We start from the raw sequence: 17,471 nt of genomic DNA on the forward strand, positions 1-17,471 counted from the left end.
CCATGCTCTACGGCGCCGACTACAACCCCGACCAGTGGCCGGAGCACGTCTGGGACGACGACGTGCTGCGCATGCAGGAGGCCGGGGTGACCACCGTGAGCCTCGGGATCTTCGCGTGGTCGCGCATCCAGCCCGCGCCCGACGTGTGGGACTTCGCGTGGCTCGACACCGTGATCGGCAAGCTGCACGCGGGCGGGATCGGGGTGAACCTCGCCACCGCGACCGCCTCGCCGCCGCCGTGGGCCACGGTCGCGCACCCCGACATCCTCGCCGCAGACGAGAACGGCGCGCCGTACTGGCACGGCTCGCGGCAGCACCACTCCCCCGCCTCGCCGACCTACCGGCGGCTCGCCGCCGAGCTCGTCCGCCGCCTCGCCGAGCGCTACGCGCAGCACCCCGCCGTCGTCATGTGGCACGTGGGCAACGAATCGGGCTGCCACCTTCCGGTGGAGTACTCGGACGCCGCGCGCGACGCGTTCCGCGGCTGGCTGCGCGCGCGCTACGAGACGATCGCCGCCCTCAACGCCGCGTGGGGCACCGACTTCTGGGCCCAGCGATACGGCGCGTGGGAGGAGGTGTTCCCGCCGCGCAGGGCCCCGTACAGCCGGAACCCGTCCCAGGTGCTCGACTACCACCGCTTCATGTCGGACATGTGGCTGGAGTGCTACCTCGCCGAGCGGGACATCATCCGGGCCGCCGGCGCGACGCAGCCGATCTCGACGAACATGATGGGCCCGTTCAAGCCCGCCGACTACACGACGTGGGCGCCGCACATCGACGTCATCACCGACGACTGCTACCCGGACCCGCTCGATCCGCATCGCGTGCGCAACACGGCCTTCCAGCGCGACCTCGTCCGCTCGCTCAAGCGGGGCCGTCCGTGGCTGCTCATGGAGCAGGCGGCCGACGCGGTGAACTGGCGCCCGGCGAACCCGTCCAAGCGCGACGGGCAGCTCGCCGCCGAGACCGCGCAGTCGGTCGGCCGCGGGGCCGACGGCATCTTCTTCTTCCAGTGGCGGCAGTCGCGGGCGGGCTCCGAGAAGTTCCACTCGGCGATGCTCCCGCACGCGGGCACGCGCACGCGCACCTGGCGGGAGGTCACCGCGCTCGGGGCGACCCTCGCGGCCCTCCCCGAGCTGCCCGCTCCGGGCGACGACGCCCCGGTCGCCCTCGTCTTCGACTGGGAGAACTGGTGGGCGGTCGAGGCGGCCGACCACCCGAACCGCATCGACTACCTCGCACTGCTGCGCGAGTGGTACGGCGCGCTCCACCGCCGCGGCATCATGGTCGACATCGTGAAGCCCGAGCACGTCGACGGGCGGTATCGCCTCGCGATCGCGCCGTTCCTCTATCTGCTGCGCGACGAGGGCGCCGCGGCGCTCGAGGGCTTCGCGGCCGCGGGCGGGGTGCTCCTGACCGGGCCGTTCAGCGACATCGTCGACGCGAACGACCGCTTCCGCGACGGCGGGTTCCTCACGCAGCTCGGCCCCGTGCTCGGCGTCGCGCTCGAGGACTTCCGCCCGCTCGTGCCGCCCGCACTCGATCACATCGCCGAGCGCGCCGGCGAGGAGGGCTCGCACGGCTCGGGGGCGGAGACCTGGGTCGCCGAGGATGTCCGCGAGGCGCGCTTCGCGCTCGGAGACGGTCGCGAGGCGGTCGGGACGTTCTTCGCGGAGGCGCTCTTCGCCGACGACGCCGCGGTCGTCGCCTCGTTCACGACGGGTCCCTCACGCGGGCGTCCTGCGCTGACCCGCCGCGCACACGGCGAGGGATCGGCCTGGTATCTCGCGACCATGCCCGACGACGCCGGACTCGACCTCGTCCTGGGGCTCGTCATCGAGGAGGCGGCGGTCGAGCCGGTCCTCGGAGACGCCCCGCCCGCCGGCGTCGAGGTCGCGCGCCGCGGCGACCTCGTCACGCTCATCAACCACGGCGACACCGACGTCGTCGTGGATGTCGCTGGCACCGACATCCGCTCGGGCGCGGCGATCTCATCCGTGGCTCTCGGGCCGCAGGAGTCGGCGTTCCTCCTCGCTCCCGCGCGCGTGCTCACGACCGCGGCCCCCTGATTCCCACCGGGTGGGAAAACGCCATCCGGAGGGGTTGCACTCAGGAGATCCGGTGTGCCACACTCTTGGAAAGCGTTTACCCAACGAGGGGCAGCCCTCGATGAGAGCAAGGAAGCACATCGTGACCACCGCCACCCCCGCCGTCCGCGAGATCGGCATCATCATGAACGGCGTCTCCGGGCGCATGGGCTACCGTCAGCACCTCGTGCGCTCGATCCTCGCGATCCGCGACGCGGGCGGCGTTGAGCTGCCCGACGGCTCGAAGGTGACGGTCCGCCCGCTCCTCGTCGGCCGCAGCGAGGCGAAGCTCGCCGAGATCGCCGCCCAGCACGGCATCGAGGACTACACGACCGACCTCGACGCGGCGCTCGCCGACCCGACCTGGGAGATCTACGCCGACTTCCTCGTGACGAAGGCCCGCGCGACGGCTCTGCGCAAGGCGATCGCGGCCGGCAAGGCCATCTACACCGAGAAGCCCACCGCGGAGTCGGTCGAGGAGGCCGTCGAGCTCGCCCGCCTCGCGAAGGAGGCCGGCGTCAAGACGGGCGTCGTGCACGACAAGCTCTACCTCCCCGGCCTCCAGAAGCTCAAGCGCCTCATCGACTCGGGCTTCTTCGGCCGCATCCTCTCGGTCCGCGGCGAGTTCGGCTACTGGGTCTTCGAGGGCGACTGGCAGCCGGCCCAGCGCCCCAGCTGGAACTACCGCGCCGAGGACGGCGGCGGCATCATCGTCGACATGTTCCCGCACTGGAACTACGTGCTCGAGAACCTCTTCGGCGAAGTGAAGAGCGTCTACTCGCACGCGTCGATCCACATCGCCGACCGCTGGGACGAGAAGGGCGAGCACTACGACGCGACCGCCGAGGACGCCGCGTACGGCATCTTCGAGCTCGACGGCGGCGTGATCGCGCAGATCAACTCCAGCTGGACCACGCGCGTCAACCGCGACGAGCTCGTCGAGTTTCACGTCGACGGCACGCACGGCTCGGCGGTCGTCGGCCTCTTCGGCGCGAAGATCCAGCCCCGCAACGCCACGCCGAAGCCGGTGTGGAACCCCGATCTCGAGGACACGCACGACTACGAGGCCGACTGGCAGAAGGTCCCGACGAACGACGTCTTCCTCAACGGCTTCCGCCAGCAGTGGGAGGAGTACCTCACGTCGTACGCGCTCGGCACCGACTACGCGTTCGACCTGCTCGCGGGCGCGCGCGGCGTGCAGCTGGCCGAGGCCGGTCTCGAGTCGAGCCGCACGGGCGCCAAGGTCGTCCTGCCCGAGCTGACCCTGGAGTGAGTCGGATGACGGAGCACTTCACCCTCGTCGCCGCCGACGGCGGCCTGAGCCGCGTCGCGCTCAACGACGCGGGCGTCTACACGAAGCCGCAGAAGGCGCTGCGCAGCCGCGTCGCCTACGCGGCAGCGCACGTCGTGCCGGTCGTCTGGGGCGACAACACCCCCGGTCAGCCCGCCCAGATCGACTGGGACGCGACGCTCGGCTTCCGCCGCGCCGTGTACTCGTGGGGTCTCGGGGTCGCCGACGCCATGGACACCGCCCAGCGCAACATGGGTCTCGACGCGACGGCCGTGCGCGAGCTGATCAGCCGCAGCGCCGAGGTGGCGCGCGAGGAGGGCGGCTCGGTCGTCGTCGGCGTCAACACGGATCACGTCGACGAGCACACGATCTCGCTCGACGCCGTGATCGACGCCTACAAGGAGCAGCTGCACTTCACGGAGGAGCAGGGCGCCGGCCCCGTGCTCATGGCGTCGCGCCACCTCGCGCGCGTCGCGACGAGCGCGACCGACTACCTGCGCGTGTACGGCGCCGTCCTGCAGGCCGCGACGACCCCGGTCGTCCTGCACTGGCTCGGAACGGCGTTCGACCCCGAGCTGGCCGGCTACTTCGGCGCCGACGACTGGGAGACCGCGTCGAACACGCTCGTGCGCATCATCGAGGAGAACCCCGGCAAGGTGTCGGGCGTCAAGATGAGCCTCCTGAACGCCGAGTCCGAGGTGGCCGTGCGCGAGCGCCTGCCCGAGGGCGTGCGCATGTACACGGGCGACGACTTCAACTACGTCGGGCTCATCGGCGGCGCCGACGTCCCCGCGGCGACCCAGCCGGCGGCGACCCCGGGAGCGACGCGGACCCACTCCGATGCCCTGCTCGGCGCATTCGCGGCGATCACCCCGGTCGCCTCCGCGGCCATCCAGGCGCTCGACGCGGGCGACCCCGACGAGTACCTGCGCATCCTCGGCCCCACCGAGGAGCTCAGCCGTCAGGTCTTCGCCGCGCCGACGTACTTCTACAAGACGGGCGTCGCGTTCCTGTCGTGGCTGAACGGCCATCAGTCCGCGTTCCAGATGGTCGGCGGCCTCCACTCGGCCCGCAGCATCCCCCATCTCTCCCGCATCGTCGAGCTCGCGAACGCCGCGAACGCCCTCGAGGACCCCTCCCTCGCGGCCGCCCGGTGGAGCGACTACCTGCGTCTGAACGGAGTCGGAGCATGAGCGTCCCGCACCCGCGCCTGTCGATCAACCAGGCGACGATCAAGTACACGACGGTCGCCGAGGCCGTCCGGGTCGTGCAGGATGCCGGCATCGGCGCGATCGGCCTGTGGCGCGAGCAGGTGCAGGAGGCGGGTCTCGACGAGTCGGCGCGCATCATCGCCGACTCCGGCCTGCGCTACTCCACGCACTGCCGCGGCGGATGGTTCACCGTCGAGGAGGGCCCGGCACGCCGCGCGGCGATCGACGACAACCGCCGCGCGATCGAGGAGACCGCGACGCTCGCCGCCGCAGGCGCCGAGGGCTCGCGCGCCGTGCTCGTCCTCGTCGTCGGAGGGCTGCCGGAGGGGTCGCGCGACCTCGTCGGCGCCCGCGAGCGGGTCCGCGACGCGGTCGCCGAGCTCGCGCCCGATGCGCGTGCCGCGGGCGTGACGCTCGCCCTCGAGCCGCTGCATCCGATGTACGCCTCGGACCGCTCGGTGCTCTCGACGCTCCCCCAGGCGCTCGACATCGCCGCGGACTTCGACCCGTCCGTCGTCGGCGTCACGGTGGACACGTTCCACATCTGGTGGGACCCGGATGTGCTCGCGCACATCGAGCGCGCGGGTCGCGAGGGCCGCATCGCGACCTACCAGGTGTGCGACTGGAAGACGCCGCTCGAGGCCGACAACCTCCTGTCGCGCCACTACCCGGGCGACGGCATGATCGACTTCGGACCGATGACCCGTGCCGTCGAGGCGACCGGGTACGACGGCGACATCGAGGTCGAGCTGCTCAACCAGTCCATCTGGGACACCGCGCCGGCCGAGGCCGTGCGCCGCACGATCGCGGGCTTCGAGTCCGCGGTCGCCCCTCACCTCGTGTGACCCGCGGGAGGGTGCGCCGCGCGCACCCTCCCGCCCCTCCGGCGATAGGCTCAGCGGATGACCGACACCACGGTGCGCACCGGCGGAGCGCCCACGCTCCATGACGTCGCGCGCGAGGCCGGCGTCTCCCTCGCCACGGCGTCGCGCGTGCTCAACGGCTCCACCCGCAAGGTGGCCGAGGCCTATCGCGAGCGCGTGCAGGCCGCAGCGGACCGCCTCGGCTACACCGCGAACCTCTCCGCGCAGGCGATCGCCCGCGGGACGTCGGCGACGGTGGCCCTGCTCGTCGCCGACATCGCGGACCCCTACTTCGGCCAGATCGCCTCGGGCGTCGCGCATGCGGCCGACGAGGCCGGCCTCATCGTCACGATCGCGATGACCGAGCGCGACCCGCAGCGCGAGGTCGCCCTCGTGCGGGCGCTGCGCGGCCAGCGGCCCCGCGGCATCGTGCTCGCGGCGTCGCGCGACACGGCGAGCGACGCCGACGCGCTCACCGCCGAGATCGCCTCCGTCCAGTCGACCGGCGGACGCGTCGTCACGCTCGGCGCCGCCCTTCCCGGAACGCGCGTCGTCGCGTACGAGAACGAGGCCGGCGCCCGTGCGCTCGCGGGGAAGCTCACCGCCCTCGGATATCGCGACGCCGTCGTGCTCGCCGGCCCTGAGGGCCTGCGCACCTCGGACGACCGTCTCGCCGGCTTCACCGCCGGCTTCGCGGATGGCGGCGGCGCGACGCCGCGGATCGTCCGCGGCCAGATCTCGCGCGATGCCGGCTACGAGGCGACCACGCGCCTCCTCGAGGAGGGCCTCGAGCCCGGGACGCTGCTCTTCGGGATCAGCGACGTCGTCGCGATCGGCGCGATCTCGGCCATCCGCGATGCCGGGCGCGCGCCCGGCTCGGATATCGCCGTCGCGGGTTTCGACGACATCGCCACGGGACGCGACGTGACCCCCGGTCTCACGACGGTGCACCTTCCCCTGGAGGAGCTCGGCGCCCAGGCGCTCCGCGCCGCCGTCGAGGACGACTGGACGCCGCCCGCACCAGTGTCGCTCGAGGTGCTCGTCCGCGACAGCACGCCTCCGCGCCAGTGACCCGGCGGCCTCGCGCGGCAGACGACGCGACTCCGGGCCATCCTGGGATCCCGTGTCTCAGTTCTCGCCGGAATGGCCGCCGGATACCCACGTCAGGTGAGACACGGACACCCACCCCGGCCGCCCGTGTCTCACCACACGCCGGAAACACCCCCGGATAACCGCCGCGCGTGAGACAAGGGCGCCGCCCCGACCTCCCATGTCTCACCACACGCCGGAAACGCCCCCGCATAACCGCCGCAGGCGAGACACGGACACTCAGCCCGGCCACCGATGTCTCACCACACGCCGAAAACGCCCCCGGATAACCGCCGCGCGTGAGACACGGACGCCGCCCCGACCACCCATGTCTCACCACACGCCGAAAACGCCCCCGGATAACCCACGCACCCGTACCTCGCGCTCGCGGTCGCGTCGCTGTGGCTGATCCTCGCGGCGTGACCGCCCGGGCTACGCCGTCGCGCGGACGACGACCTGCGGCTCGAAGCGCACGTGCTCCCCGGGCTCCTGCGCGAGCAGCTCGATCGCCGTCGCGCCGAGCAGCTCAGCGGGCTGGCGCACCGACGTGAGCGGCACGACCGTCGACGCGGCGAAGTCGATGTCGTCGTAGCCGACGAGCGCGATGTCGTCGGGAACCCGCACGCCGCCCGTCATCGTGAGCGCCTGCAGCAGGCCGACCGCGACGAGGTCGTTCGCGGCGAAGATCCCGTCCGGTCGCCTGCCGGTCGGACGGCGCAGCAGCGCCTCCCCCGCTGCGCGGCCGTGCCGCACCGTGAGGTCGTCGATCTCGACGCGCTCGAGCGCGGCACCCGCAGCGGATGCCGCGGCGCGCGCCCCCTCGAAGCGGTCGCGCACCTGACGGAGCCCGCTCGGGCCGCCGACGAACGCGATCCGCGTGCATCCGCGCGCCAGCAGGTGCTCTGTCGCGAGCCGCCCACCCTTCCGGTCGTCCACGGAGACGGTCGACAGACCATCCGAGTCGCCCTCGTGATCGACGAGAACGACCGGAACGCCGCGCTCCGCGAGGCGCTCGAAGTGCTCGAGGTCGCCGGTCAGCGGCGTCGCGATGACCCCGCTCGCGCGCTGCTCGGCGAACAGGTCGACGAGCCGGCGCTCGCGCTCGCCGTCCCGCGCGCTGTCGGACACGAGCACCGACAGGCCGTCCTGCTCCGCGCGCGCGTCGGCACCGCGGGCGACATCGGCGTAGAAGGGGTTGCGCATGTCGAGCACGATGAGCCCGACGCTGCGGCTGCGGCCCGCGCGCAGCTGCCGCGCGGCGTCGTTCCGCACGTATCCGAGATCGCGGATGGCGCGGCGCACGCGCTCGACGGTCTCCGGGGCGACCCGCTCGGGATGGTTGAGAGCGTTGGACACCGTGCCGGCCGAGACGCCGGCTGCCGCGGCGACATCCTTCACGCTGACGGTCATCCGCCACCTCCCCGCTCATCGTATCGGGGAGGCGTCGGATGGCCCGGTCGCGACGGACGTCGTCCGCATCGGATGACTGCCGTGACGGCCGCGCCGGTTGACCTCGCGCCGGCGCTGTGCCACCATGAACACGACGATCGATTGAATCGTTTTAAAGCGAAAGGCACTGTCGATGACGACCCCCTCCTCCGTCCTGAGCGACGAGATCCTCGGCCAGCTCGAGAAGCAGGCGATCGAGCTCCCGTCCTGGGCGTTCGGCAACTCCGGCACCCGCTTCAAGGTCTTCGCGACCGCCGGCACGCCGCGCGACCCGTTCGAGAAGATCTCCGACGCCGCGCAGGTGAACAGGCTCACCGCGCTCGCGCCATCCGTCGCCCTGCACATCCCGTGGGACCTCGTCGACAGCTTCGACGACCTGCGCAAGCACGCCGAGGACAACGGCGTCGCGCTCGGCACGATCAACTCGAACACCTTCCAGGACGACGACTACAAGTTCGGCGCCCTCACGCACGAGGACGCGGCGATCCGCCAGAAGGCGATCGACCACCACTTCGCGTGCATCGACGTCATGAACGCGACCGGCTCGCGCGACCTCAAGATCTGGCTCGCCGAGGGATCGAACTACCCCGGCCAGGCCGACATGCGCGGCCGACAGGACCGCCTGAACGACTCGCTCCAGAAGATCTACGAGCGCCTCTCGGGCGAGCAGCGCCTCGTGCTCGAGTACAAGTTCTTCGAGCCCGCGTTCTACCACACCGATGTGCCCGACTGGGGCACGTCGTACGCGCAGGTGGCCACGCTCGGCGAGCGCGCGATGGTGTGCCTCGACACGGGACACCACGCGCCGGGCACGAACATCGAGTTCATCGTCATGCAGCTGCTTCGCCTCGGCAAGCTCGGCTCGTTCGACTTCAACTCGCGGTTCTACGCCGACGACGACCTCATCGTGGGCGCGGCCGACCCGTTCCAGCTCTTCCGCATCCTCTTCGAGGTCATCCGCGGCGGCGGCTACGCGAACCCCGACGTCGCGTTCATGCTCGACCAGTGCCACAACGTCGAGAACAAGATCCTCGGCCAGATCCGCTCGGTGCTGAACGTCCAGGAGATGACGGCCCGCGCGCTGCTCGTCGACCAGGACGCGCTCCGTGCCGCGCAGGTCTCGGGAGACGTGCTCGCCGCGAACGCGGTGTTCATGGACGCGTTCTACACCGACGTGCGCCCGGCCCTCGCGCAGTGGCGCGAGTCGCGCGGCCTGCCCGCCGACCCCATGGCCGCCTACCTCGCCTCCGGCTACCAGGAGCGGATCGAGGCCGAGCGCGTCGGCGGCGTGCAGGCGGGCTGGGGCGCGTAAGCGGCCTCGCCCTCCGGGGATAGCATCGGCGATATGGCCACCACCGGGACCGTCGACGCCGAGGCGCGCCGCGCGCGCATCCTGGACCTCCTCTCGAAGAGCGGACGGGTCCGGATCGACGAGGCGGCCTCGACGCTCGACGTCTCGGCGATGACCGTGCGCCGCGACCTCGCCGACCTCGAGGCGGAGGGGATGCTGCGGCGCGTCCGCGGCGGCGCCGTCGCATCCGCGCGGCCGCGCTCGTTCACCGAGCGGATGGCCACGGGCGCGGAGGCGAAGCTCGCCATCGCACGCAAGGTGCAGCACCTCCTCCCCCTCGACGGCGCGATCGCGGCCGACGCGTCGTCGACGGTCGGGGTGCTCCTCTCGCAGCTCCCCGACGACACCGCGCGCGAGCTCCTCGTCGCGACCAACTCGCACGAGAACTTCCAGGTCGCCCGGCGCGCACCGGGCTCCACCGCGATCCTCGTGGGCGGCGAGGCCGAGCCGCGCACGGACAGCTTCGTCGGCCCGATCGCGTGCGCCGCCGCCCGGAGCCTGCACTACCGGCGCTTCTTCACGTCGGCGTCGGCGGTAGAGCCCGAGCGCGGAGCGTTCGAGGTGACGATGGCCGAGGCCCAGGTGAAGGCCGCCTTCGCGGAGTCGGCGGACGAGACCATCCTCCTCGCCGACAGCGCGAAGCTGGGGCAGAACGCCCTGGCGCTCGGCCTCCCGTGGCAGCGCATCTCGCTCCTCGTGACCGAGCTCGACCCCCGCGACCCCGCACTCGCCCCCTATCGCGAGCTGGTCGCCATCCTCTGACCGGCCGCACGGCCGATTCCGCGGACGACCATTGCCTCGTGTGTTACTTCGTGAGATAATTCACAACAGAGCACACGACGCGGTGCCTCCGACGCGTCCGACATCCCTCGAAGGATCCTCATGACGAACCCCACTGTCGCTGACCTCATCGCCCGGTCGAACCGGCTGGGCGCCGACCCGAAGAACACGAACTACGCCGGCGGCAACACGTCGGCCAAGGGCACGGACACCGACCCGGTGACCGGAGAGCCCGTCGAGCTGCTCTGGGTGAAGGGCTCGGGCGGCGACCTGGGCACGCTCACCGAGAAGGGCCTCGCCGCGCTCCGCCTCGACCGCATGCGCGCGCTCGTCGACGTCTACCCCGGCATCGAGCGCGAGGACGAGATGGTCGCGGCGTTCGACTACTGCCTGCACGGCAAGGGGGGTGCGGCGCCGTCGATCGACACGGCGATGCACGGCCTCGTCGACGCCGCGCACGTCGACCACCTGCACCCCGACAGCGGCATCGCGATCGCGACCGCGGCGGATGGCGAGGAGCTGACCGCGCGGATCTTCGGCGACAAGGTGGTCTGGGTCCCGTGGCGCCGCCCCGGCTTCCAGCTCGGCCTCGACATCGCGGAGATCAAGAAGGCCAACCCGCAGGCGGTCGGGACGATCCTCGGCGGTCACGGCATCACGGCGTGGGGCGACACGAGCGAGGAGAGCGAGCGCAACTCGCTCTGGATCATCGAGACCGCGCAGAAGTACATCGACGAGAACGGCAAGGCCGACCCGTTCGGCGGCGTCCGCCCGGGCTTCGAGGCTCTCCCCGAGGCCGAGCGCCGCGCGAAGGCCGCCGCGCTCGCCGCGACGATCCGCGGCCTCGCGTCCACAGACAAGCCGATGGTCGGCCACTTCACCGACTCGGACACGGTGCTCGACTTCCTCGCCTCCGAGAAGGCGCCCGCGCTCGCCGAGCTCGGCACGAGCTGCCCCGACCACTTCCTCCGCACCAAGGTCAAGCCGCTGCTGCTGGACCTGCCCGCGACCGCGTCGGTCGAGGAGTCGATCGCGCGCCTGAAGGAGCTGCACGAGCAGTACCGCGCCGACTACACGGCGTACTACGAGGCGCACGCGACCGCCGACAGCCCGGCCATCCGCGGCGCCGACCCGCTCATCGTGCTCGTCCCCGGCGTCGGCATGTTCTCGTACGGCGCGAACAAGCAGACCGCGCGCGTCGCGGGCGAGTTCTACGTCAACGCGATCAACGTCATGCGCGGCGCAGAGGCCCTCTCGACGTACACGCCGATCTCCGACGCGGAGAAGTTCCGCATCGAGTACTGGGCGCTCGAGGAGGCCAAGCTCCAGCGCATGCCGAAGCCCAAGACCCACCAGGGTCGCATCGCGTTCGTCACGGGCGCCGCATCGGGCATCGGCAAGGCCATCGCGAAGCGCCTCGCCGCCGAGGGCGCGTGCGTCGTCGTCGCCGACCTCGACCTCGAGAAGGCGCAGGCGGCGGCCGCCGAGCTCGGCAACTCGGACGTCGCGATCGGCGTCGCGGCGAACGTCGCCGACGCGGAGGGTGTCCAGGCCGCGATCGACGCCACGCTGCTCGCGTTCGGCGGCATCGACCTCGTCGTCAACAACGCCGGCCTGTCGCTGTCGAAGCCGCTGCTCGAGACCACCGAGAAGGACTGGGACCTCCAGCACGACGTCATGGCGAAGGGCTCGTTCCTCGTCTCGAAGGCGGCAGCCAAGGCGCTCATCGAGCAGGGCATGGGCGGCGACGTGATCTACATCTCGTCGAAGAACTCGGTCTTCGCGGGCCCGAACAACATCGCCTACTCGGCGACCAAGGCCGACCAGGCGCACCAGGTGCGTCTGCTGGCGGTGGAGCTCGGCGAGCACGGCGTCCGCGTGAACGGCATCAACCCCGACGGCGTCGTGCGCGGCTCGGGCATCTTCGCCGCCGGCTGGGGCGCCAACCGCGCTGCCACCTACGGCGTGAAGGAAGAGGAGCTCGGCCAGTTCTACGCGAACCGGACCATCCTCAAGCGCGAGGTCGTCCCCGAGAACGTGGCGGACGCGGTCTACGTGCTCACGGGCCCCGAGCTCAGCCGCACCACGGGTCTCCACATCCCCGTCGACTCGGGCGTCGCAGCCGCCTTCCTGCGCTGACCCGTCCCGGAGCCCGGCGCGCGCGACCGCACACGCGCGCGCCGGGCTCCTCCCCCGCCATCCCCTTCCCCTGAGGAGCGTCCCGCCCATGACCGTCACCGTCGCCGCCGTCGACCTCGGAGCCACGAGCGGCCGGGTCATGCTCGGCCACGTCGGCCCCGACGAGCTGCGCCTGGAAGCCGTCGCGCGCTTCCCCAACACCCCGGTCGAGACGATCGACGGGCTGCACTGGAACATCCTCGAGCTCTACCGCTCGATCGTCGAGGGCCTCCGCGCCGCCGCGCAGACCGGCGACGTCGCCGCCATCGGGATCGACTCGTGGGCCGTGGACTACGCTCTCCTCCGCGGCGGCCGCATGCTCGGCACGCCCTATCACTATCGCGATGCCCGCACCGCCGCCGGCGTCGACGCCGTCCACGCGGTCGCTCCGTTCGAGGAGCTGTACGGCGAGAACGGTCTGCAGTTCCTCGCGTTCAACACGCTCTACCAGCTCGCCGCCGACCGCATCGCCGGCACGCTCGACCTCGCCGATGAGGCCCTGCTCATCCCCGACCTCATCGCCTACTGGCTGACCGGCGAGAAGGTCGCCGAGAGCACGAACGCGTCGACCACGGGACTCCTGCGCGTGGGCGGCGGGGACTGGAACCGCCCCCTCGCCGAGAGCCTCGGCATCCCCTCGCGCCTCCTGCCGACCCTCGTGCAGCCCGGCCACCGCATCGGCACGCTACGCGACGCCGTGCGCACGGCCACGGGGCTCGACGCGCCCGTCATCGCGGTCGGCTCGCACGACACGGCCTCGGCCGTCGCGGCGATCCCGATGACCGACCCCGATGCGGCGTACATCAGCTGCGGCACGTGGGGCCTCGTCGGCGTCGAGCTCGACGCGCCGGTCCTCACCGAGGCGAGCCGCGCCGCGAACTTCACGAACGAGGGCGGCGTCGACGGCCGCGTGCGCTTCCTGCACAACGTCATGGGCCTGTGGCTCCTCTCGGAGTCGGTGCGCGCGTGGGAGCGCGAGTCGGGCGAGACCATCGACCTGCCCGCCCTGCTCGCCGAGGCCGCGGCCGTCGAGGCGCCGCAGCCCGTCTTCGATGCGAACGACCCCGTCTTCACGGCGCCGGGCGGGATGCCCGACCGGATCGCGAGCTGGCTGTCCGAACGCGGGCTCGCCGTGCCGCAGTCCCGTGCCGCGTTCGCGCGCTGCATCGTCGAGAGCCTCGCGTCGGCGTTCGCGGACGCCGTCCACGCCGCCGCCGAGCTCTCCGGCAAGCGCGTGAACGCCATCCACCTCGTGGGCGGCGGCTCGCTCAACGAGCTCCTCTGCCAGCTCACCGCCGATCGCGCCGGTCTCCCCGTGCTCGCTGGGCCCGTCGAGGCGACCGCCCTCGGCAACGTGCTCGTCCAGGCCCGCGCGCTCGGCGAGATCTCCGGCTCCCTCGAGGATCTGCGCGAGCTCGTCGCGCGCACGACCGCGCCGCGACGCTTCGCGCCCCGCGCATGACCGGCTGGGGCGCGGCGTTCGACTGGACGCGCCGCCACGTCGACGCGGGCCGCATCCCGACCGCGGTCCTCGGCATCGCGACGGCCGACGGCGTCGTCGCGCTCGATGCCTTCGGCGCGACGGATGGCCGCACCGCGCGGATCGACGATCCGTACCGCCTGTTCTCGATCACGAAGGTGCTCACGGGGCTCGCCGCCGCGCGCGCGATCGAGCGCGGCCTGCTCACGTCGCAGACCCCGCTCGCCGACGCCGTGCCCGAGGCGGCCGCCGCCCGCGACGACGTCGTGCGCCTCGAGCACCTCATGGCGCACACCTCGGGGCTCATCGAGCCGACGCTCGACCCGGTCGAGGGGCTCGCCGCGGCGCTGCGCCGCCCTGGCCGCGACTTCGCCGTCGGCACCGCATCGCGCTACTCGTCGATCGCATTCCAGGGCGCGGCCGAGCTCGTCCGCCACGCGACAGGACGGTCGTGGGAGGACGAGGTGCGCGCCTTCGCGCCCGGACTCGTCCTCGACGAGGACGCGGACCCGCACCGCATCCCCGACATCGAGGCGAGTCTCGACCTCGACCGCTTCGCCGCCTCGCGGCACCCGGGCGCGGGCGCCATCGGCACGGCGGGAGCGCTCCTGGCGCTCGGCTCGGCCCTGCTCCGCGGCGGCGCGGACGTCGTGCGCCCCGCGACCCTCGAGATGATGCTCCGCCCCCTCACGACCGGCGTGCCGCGCCTCGAGCCGTACCCCGCGGAGCGCGGACAGGACTGGGGCTTCTCGTGGAACCTCCGCACGCGCGCGCCCGCCCTCATCGACCGCGACGTCTACGGGCACGCGGGATGGTCGGGCACCGAGTTCTGGATCCATCCGACCGCGGGCATCGCGTGGACGCTGCTGACGAACCGCGCGAACGGCCACGGCCTCGACGCCGATCAACTCGACAACGCGATCATCTCGAGGGTCTGAGCGCTCAGAGCGCGCATGACCGAGGGCAGAGTTCTCCCCTGAGACGCGGTGTCGTGTCAGAAGGGTGGTGGTTCGTCGTCGTCGGGGGTGAAGCGGGCGACCGGTGGCGGGGTGTCGGTATAGACGCGCCCGTTCGGGGAGGTCCATTCGAGCACGCCGCCTTCTGTCTGGGTGACGGTCCATTGGGTCATCTGCTCGAGCATGTGATGTGTCTCGCAGAGGTACTCGAGATTCCGGACGTTCGTGGGCCCTCCCCGGGAGTGGGGGTGGGTGTGGTCGACGTCGACGTAGTGCTTGCGGATGGCCTGCCGGCACCCGGGGAACCGGCACCGCTCATCCCGCGCCTTCAGGAACCGCCGCTGCGCGGTGGTGGGGAATCTCTGGTCCACGGTGAGGAGGACCCCGGTGTGCGCGTCGGTGAACGCACGGTTCCAGATCGTCGCGTCCGCGGCGATCTCCTTGGCGTCGATGATCGGGATCGGTCCTGCCCCGGCAAGGGTGGCGCCCTCGGTTCTGTGGGTGGGGTCGGCGAGCGCTTCGGCGGGGATGGTGATGTGCACGCTCCCGCGGATCGCCCCGAGCCCCACCGCCGGAGATTTCGGGGAACGGAACGCCGCACCCGATCCCGCGGCCGAGGCAGCGTCCGAACCGGATCCGGCGGCCGCGCCGGGTGACGTGCGCGCGTCCGCGCGAGCGCCCGCATCAGCGCTTGCGCCCGCGTCGCCGTCGACGCCCATGACGCCCAGGCCCACATCACCCGCCTTCACGTCCGCATCCGCGCCGCTTGTGCCTGTGGCGCCGAGTCCGACATCGCCGGCTTTCGCATCCGCACAGTCGAAGGTGGCGCCGTAGAGGTGGTCGTGGCCGGTGGGGGTGCCGGTGAGGGTGAGGTCGGTGAAGATGTCCGCCCGGATCTCATCCAAGGTGCGGTCATCCGCGAGCGCGGCCGGGTCGCCGGCGCGGCGGGCGGCGGCGCGCGCGGCGATGACGGTCTTCGCCATCTGGTCGATGCGGTCCATCATCCCCACCCCGAGCACGTTCGCGACCTCCGCGTCGAACGCGCCCATCGCGTCCTCCCCGGGCCGGAACCCCACCCGCCGCCTCTTCCGGGCGGCCTTGTGGCGGTCGCTGATCGAGACCGGGTCCAGTTCCTGCGCGACCTTCCGCGCCACCTCCGCCAACGCCGCCGCGGTCATCGGCACCCGGTCCAGCCGCTCCAGCACCCGCACCTCATACGTCGCCCGCACGGCAGGGTCATCGAGCCGGTCCCCGCACAGCACGATCGTGCGCGCGTGCGGCAGCGACACCGTCCCCGCCGCGAGCCGGTCCCGCACCACCGGGAACCGGGACACCAGGTTCGTCGCGTCGTTCATCTGCCGCTCCACCGACCGGCCCGGGGTGTGCGTGGCCGCGGCGATCTCCTCCGCGATCGCCCGATGCGCCCACGCCCGCGACGAACCCCCGGCCGCGACCTGCCGCTCATGCTGCGCCCACGCCACCTGCGACGCCGACGCCAACGCCATCTGACGCGCCGCCTGCGCGTGAGCGATCACCCTGTCCGCCGCCCGGATCGCCTCGATCGCCGACTCCACCGCCGCACGCTCCGAAGCCGTCGGGCACGGACCATCCCCTTCACCCCACACAGCCCCATCGCTCATGACACCAGTGTCCCGCCCACCACGGACATTCGAAGACCCCTACGAGCTAGAACGAAGCACAATAGGTCACAGAACGATAACGAAGCGGGCGTGGGATCGTCGCTCCCAATCCCGGCGTCAGGCCTCAGACACCGCGCCCGCGGGGCACGGACGTGCGTCGCCCAACGCACCGCGCCGTCACTTCTGCGCTGGGAACGCCTCCAGCACCCGTCGGCTCTCGAACTCCCGCTCCGTGCCGTCGACGGGGTCGACGAACCGCAGCGTGCGCGCGAGCAGCTGCAGAGGGGATGAGAAGTCGTCGATGTCGACCTCCTGCACGCGCGGGTAGATGGGGTCGCCGACGATCGGCCGCCCGATCCGGTTCATGTGCAGGCGGATCTGGTGGGTCTTCCCCGTGAAGGGCGTCGCGCGATAGCGCGCGAGGCCGCCGCTCTCCTCGATGAGCTCGATGAGCGTGTGCGCGTTCGGCGGGCGGTCATCGTGCTCGAACGCCTGCATGACGCCGTGCTCCTTGGTGATGCAGCTGCGCACGTGCGCGGGCAGCTCGAGGTCGCCGGGCGCCGCGGCCACCGCCTCGTACTCCTTCTGCGGCACGCGCTCCTCGAACATCGACTGGTAGGCGCGCCGCCACCGCCGCTCGGTCGTGAGGAGGAGGACACCCGCGGTCACGCGGTCGAGACGGTGCGCCGGAGAGAGCTCGGGGAGGCCGAGCATGCGGCGAACGCGCACGACGACGCTCTGCTGGACGTGCCGGCCACGCGGGATGGTCGCGAGGAAGTGCGGCTTGTCGACCACGACGATCCGCTCGTCCTGGTGCAGCACCTCGAGCGGGAACGGCACCTCCGCCTCCTCGCGCAGATCGCGGTGGAACCAGACGAACATATGGGGACGGAACGGCGCATCCGGAGCGAACGGGCGGCCCTCGTCGTCGACGAAGGCGCCCTCGTCGAGCATCTCGTCGAGACGCTCGGGCCGCAGGCGCGGCATGTGCGCGGCGAGGTGGTCGCGCAGCGAAGCGTGCGGGCTCGTGCGCGGCGTCCGCACCCACGCCGCATCGAGGCCATGACGCTGCGGAAGCGGGGAGCGGGGCATCCCT

General features: G+C 72.0%; 13 protein-coding genes. 10 read left to right on the forward strand and 3 right to left on the reverse strand.

Annotated elements, in window-relative coordinates; translation table 11 throughout:
- Positions 1 to 2 precede the first annotated feature (2 nt).
- The 5 genes from M1D56_RS10780 (at position 3) to M1D56_RS10800 (ending at position 6,523) form a co-directional block, all read left to right on the forward strand.
- Complete coding sequence (locus M1D56_RS10780) at positions 3 to 2,069, forward strand: beta-galactosidase (RefSeq protein WP_456283575.1); 2,067 nt, start codon at positions 3 to 5, stop codon at positions 2,067 to 2,069.
- Between the two features lie 163 nt (positions 2,070 to 2,232).
- The gene (locus M1D56_RS10785; RefSeq protein ID WP_456285234.1) at positions 2,233 to 3,360 is read left to right on the forward strand and encodes a Gfo/Idh/MocA family protein; all 1,128 of its coding nucleotides are present in this window, start codon (positions 2,233 to 2,235) and stop codon (positions 3,358 to 3,360) included.
- 5 nt (positions 3,361 to 3,365) lie between these two features.
- Positions 3,366 to 4,571, forward strand: coding sequence for a dihydrodipicolinate synthase family protein (locus tag M1D56_RS10790; RefSeq protein WP_456283576.1), 1,206 nt, complete (start codon positions 3,366 to 3,368; stop codon positions 4,569 to 4,571).
- Positions 4,568 to 5,434 (forward strand): sugar phosphate isomerase/epimerase family protein, encoded by an 867-nt coding sequence (locus M1D56_RS10795; RefSeq protein ID WP_421074402.1) that lies wholly within the window; start codon positions 4,568 to 4,570, stop codon positions 5,432 to 5,434. Before M1D56_RS10790 ends, M1D56_RS10795 begins: the two co-directional genes overlap by 4 nt.
- Positions 5,435 to 5,491: 57 nt before the next feature.
- On the forward strand, positions 5,492 to 6,523 hold the full coding sequence (locus tag M1D56_RS10800) for a LacI family DNA-binding transcriptional regulator (protein ID WP_421074401.1): 1,032 nt from the start codon (positions 5,492 to 5,494) through the stop codon (positions 6,521 to 6,523).
- 450 nt (positions 6,524 to 6,973) lie between these two features.
- On the opposite strand, the gene M1D56_RS10805 is transcribed toward M1D56_RS10800, so the two are convergent.
- On the reverse strand, positions 6,974 to 7,951 hold the full coding sequence (locus M1D56_RS10805) for a LacI family DNA-binding transcriptional regulator (protein ID WP_282978571.1): 978 nt from the start codon (positions 7,949 to 7,951) through the stop codon (positions 6,974 to 6,976).
- A gap of 172 nt (positions 7,952 to 8,123) precedes the next feature.
- Here M1D56_RS10805 and rhaI point away from each other — a divergent pair, with 172 nt between their 5' ends.
- From rhaI to M1D56_RS10830, 5 genes are all read left to right on the forward strand, one after another.
- Positions 8,124 to 9,302, forward strand: coding sequence for an L-rhamnose isomerase (gene rhaI / locus M1D56_RS10810; RefSeq protein WP_271172744.1), 1,179 nt, complete (start codon positions 8,124 to 8,126; stop codon positions 9,300 to 9,302).
- Positions 9,303 to 9,335: 33 nt separating this feature from the next.
- A complete protein-coding gene (locus tag M1D56_RS10815) occupies positions 9,336 to 10,103 on the forward strand; it encodes a DeoR/GlpR family DNA-binding transcription regulator (RefSeq protein WP_456283577.1) in 768 nt (255 codons plus the stop codon).
- 120 nt (positions 10,104 to 10,223) lie between these two features.
- Entirely contained in the window at positions 10,224 to 12,260 is a 2,037-nt protein-coding gene (locus M1D56_RS10820; protein ID WP_282978575.1) for a bifunctional aldolase/short-chain dehydrogenase, read from the forward strand.
- An 88-nt stretch (positions 12,261 to 12,348) separates the two neighbouring features.
- A complete protein-coding gene (locus M1D56_RS10825) occupies positions 12,349 to 13,761 on the forward strand; it encodes a rhamnulokinase (RefSeq protein WP_456283578.1) in 1,413 nt (470 codons plus the stop codon).
- Positions 13,758 to 14,717: a serine hydrolase domain-containing protein gene (locus M1D56_RS10830; protein WP_456283579.1), complete on the forward strand. Its 960-nt coding sequence runs from the start codon at positions 13,758 to 13,760 to the stop codon at positions 14,715 to 14,717. Before M1D56_RS10825 ends, M1D56_RS10830 begins: the two co-directional genes overlap by 4 nt.
- 56 nt (positions 14,718 to 14,773) lie before the next feature.
- Here the strand turns inward: M1D56_RS10830 and M1D56_RS10835 are convergent, their stop codons facing one another.
- Complete coding sequence (locus M1D56_RS10835; protein ID WP_456283580.1) at positions 14,774 to 16,309, reverse strand: DUF222 domain-containing protein; 1,536 nt, start codon at positions 16,307 to 16,309, stop codon at positions 14,774 to 14,776.
- A 243-nt stretch (positions 16,310 to 16,552) separates the two neighbouring features.
- Positions 16,553 to 17,467, reverse strand: coding sequence for a pseudouridine synthase (locus M1D56_RS10840; protein ID WP_456283581.1), 915 nt, complete (start codon positions 17,465 to 17,467; stop codon positions 16,553 to 16,555).
- Positions 17,468 to 17,471 lie beyond the last annotated feature (4 nt).

The organism is Microbacterium sp. JZ101 (assembly GCF_053903175.1).

What these genes read in the sequence shown, in the direction of transcription:
- M1D56_RS10785 (WP_456285234.1), top strand. Translation starts at nt 2,233, where the DNA reads ATGAACGGCGTCTCCGGGCGCATGGGCTACCGTCAGCACCTCGTGCGC.
- M1D56_RS10840 (WP_456283581.1), bottom strand. Translation starts at nt 17,467, where the DNA reads ATGCCCCGCTCCCCGCTTCCGCAGCGTCATGGCCTCGATGCGGCGTGG.
- M1D56_RS10825 (WP_456283578.1), top strand. Translation starts at nt 12,349, where the DNA reads ATGACCGTCACCGTCGCCGCCGTCGACCTCGGAGCCACGAGCGGCCGG.
- M1D56_RS10800 (WP_421074401.1), top strand. Translation starts at nt 5,492, where the DNA reads ATGACCGACACCACGGTGCGCACCGGCGGAGCGCCCACGCTCCATGAC.
- rhaI (WP_271172744.1), top strand. Translation starts at nt 8,124, where the DNA reads ATGACGACCCCCTCCTCCGTCCTGAGCGACGAGATCCTCGGCCAGCTC.
- M1D56_RS10780 (WP_456283575.1), top strand. Translation starts at nt 3, where the DNA reads ATGCTCTACGGCGCCGACTACAACCCCGACCAGTGGCCGGAGCACGTC.
- M1D56_RS10795 (WP_421074402.1), top strand. Translation starts at nt 4,568, where the DNA reads ATGAGCGTCCCGCACCCGCGCCTGTCGATCAACCAGGCGACGATCAAG.
- M1D56_RS10815 (WP_456283577.1), top strand. Translation starts at nt 9,336, where the DNA reads ATGGCCACCACCGGGACCGTCGACGCCGAGGCGCGCCGCGCGCGCATC.
- M1D56_RS10805 (WP_282978571.1), bottom strand. Translation starts at nt 7,951, where the DNA reads ATGACCGTCAGCGTGAAGGATGTCGCCGCGGCAGCCGGCGTCTCGGCC.
- M1D56_RS10790 (WP_456283576.1), top strand. Translation starts at nt 3,366, where the DNA reads ATGACGGAGCACTTCACCCTCGTCGCCGCCGACGGCGGCCTGAGCCGC.
- M1D56_RS10830 (WP_456283579.1), top strand. Translation starts at nt 13,758, where the DNA reads ATGACCGGCTGGGGCGCGGCGTTCGACTGGACGCGCCGCCACGTCGAC.
- M1D56_RS10820 (WP_282978575.1), top strand. Translation starts at nt 10,224, where the DNA reads ATGACGAACCCCACTGTCGCTGACCTCATCGCCCGGTCGAACCGGCTG.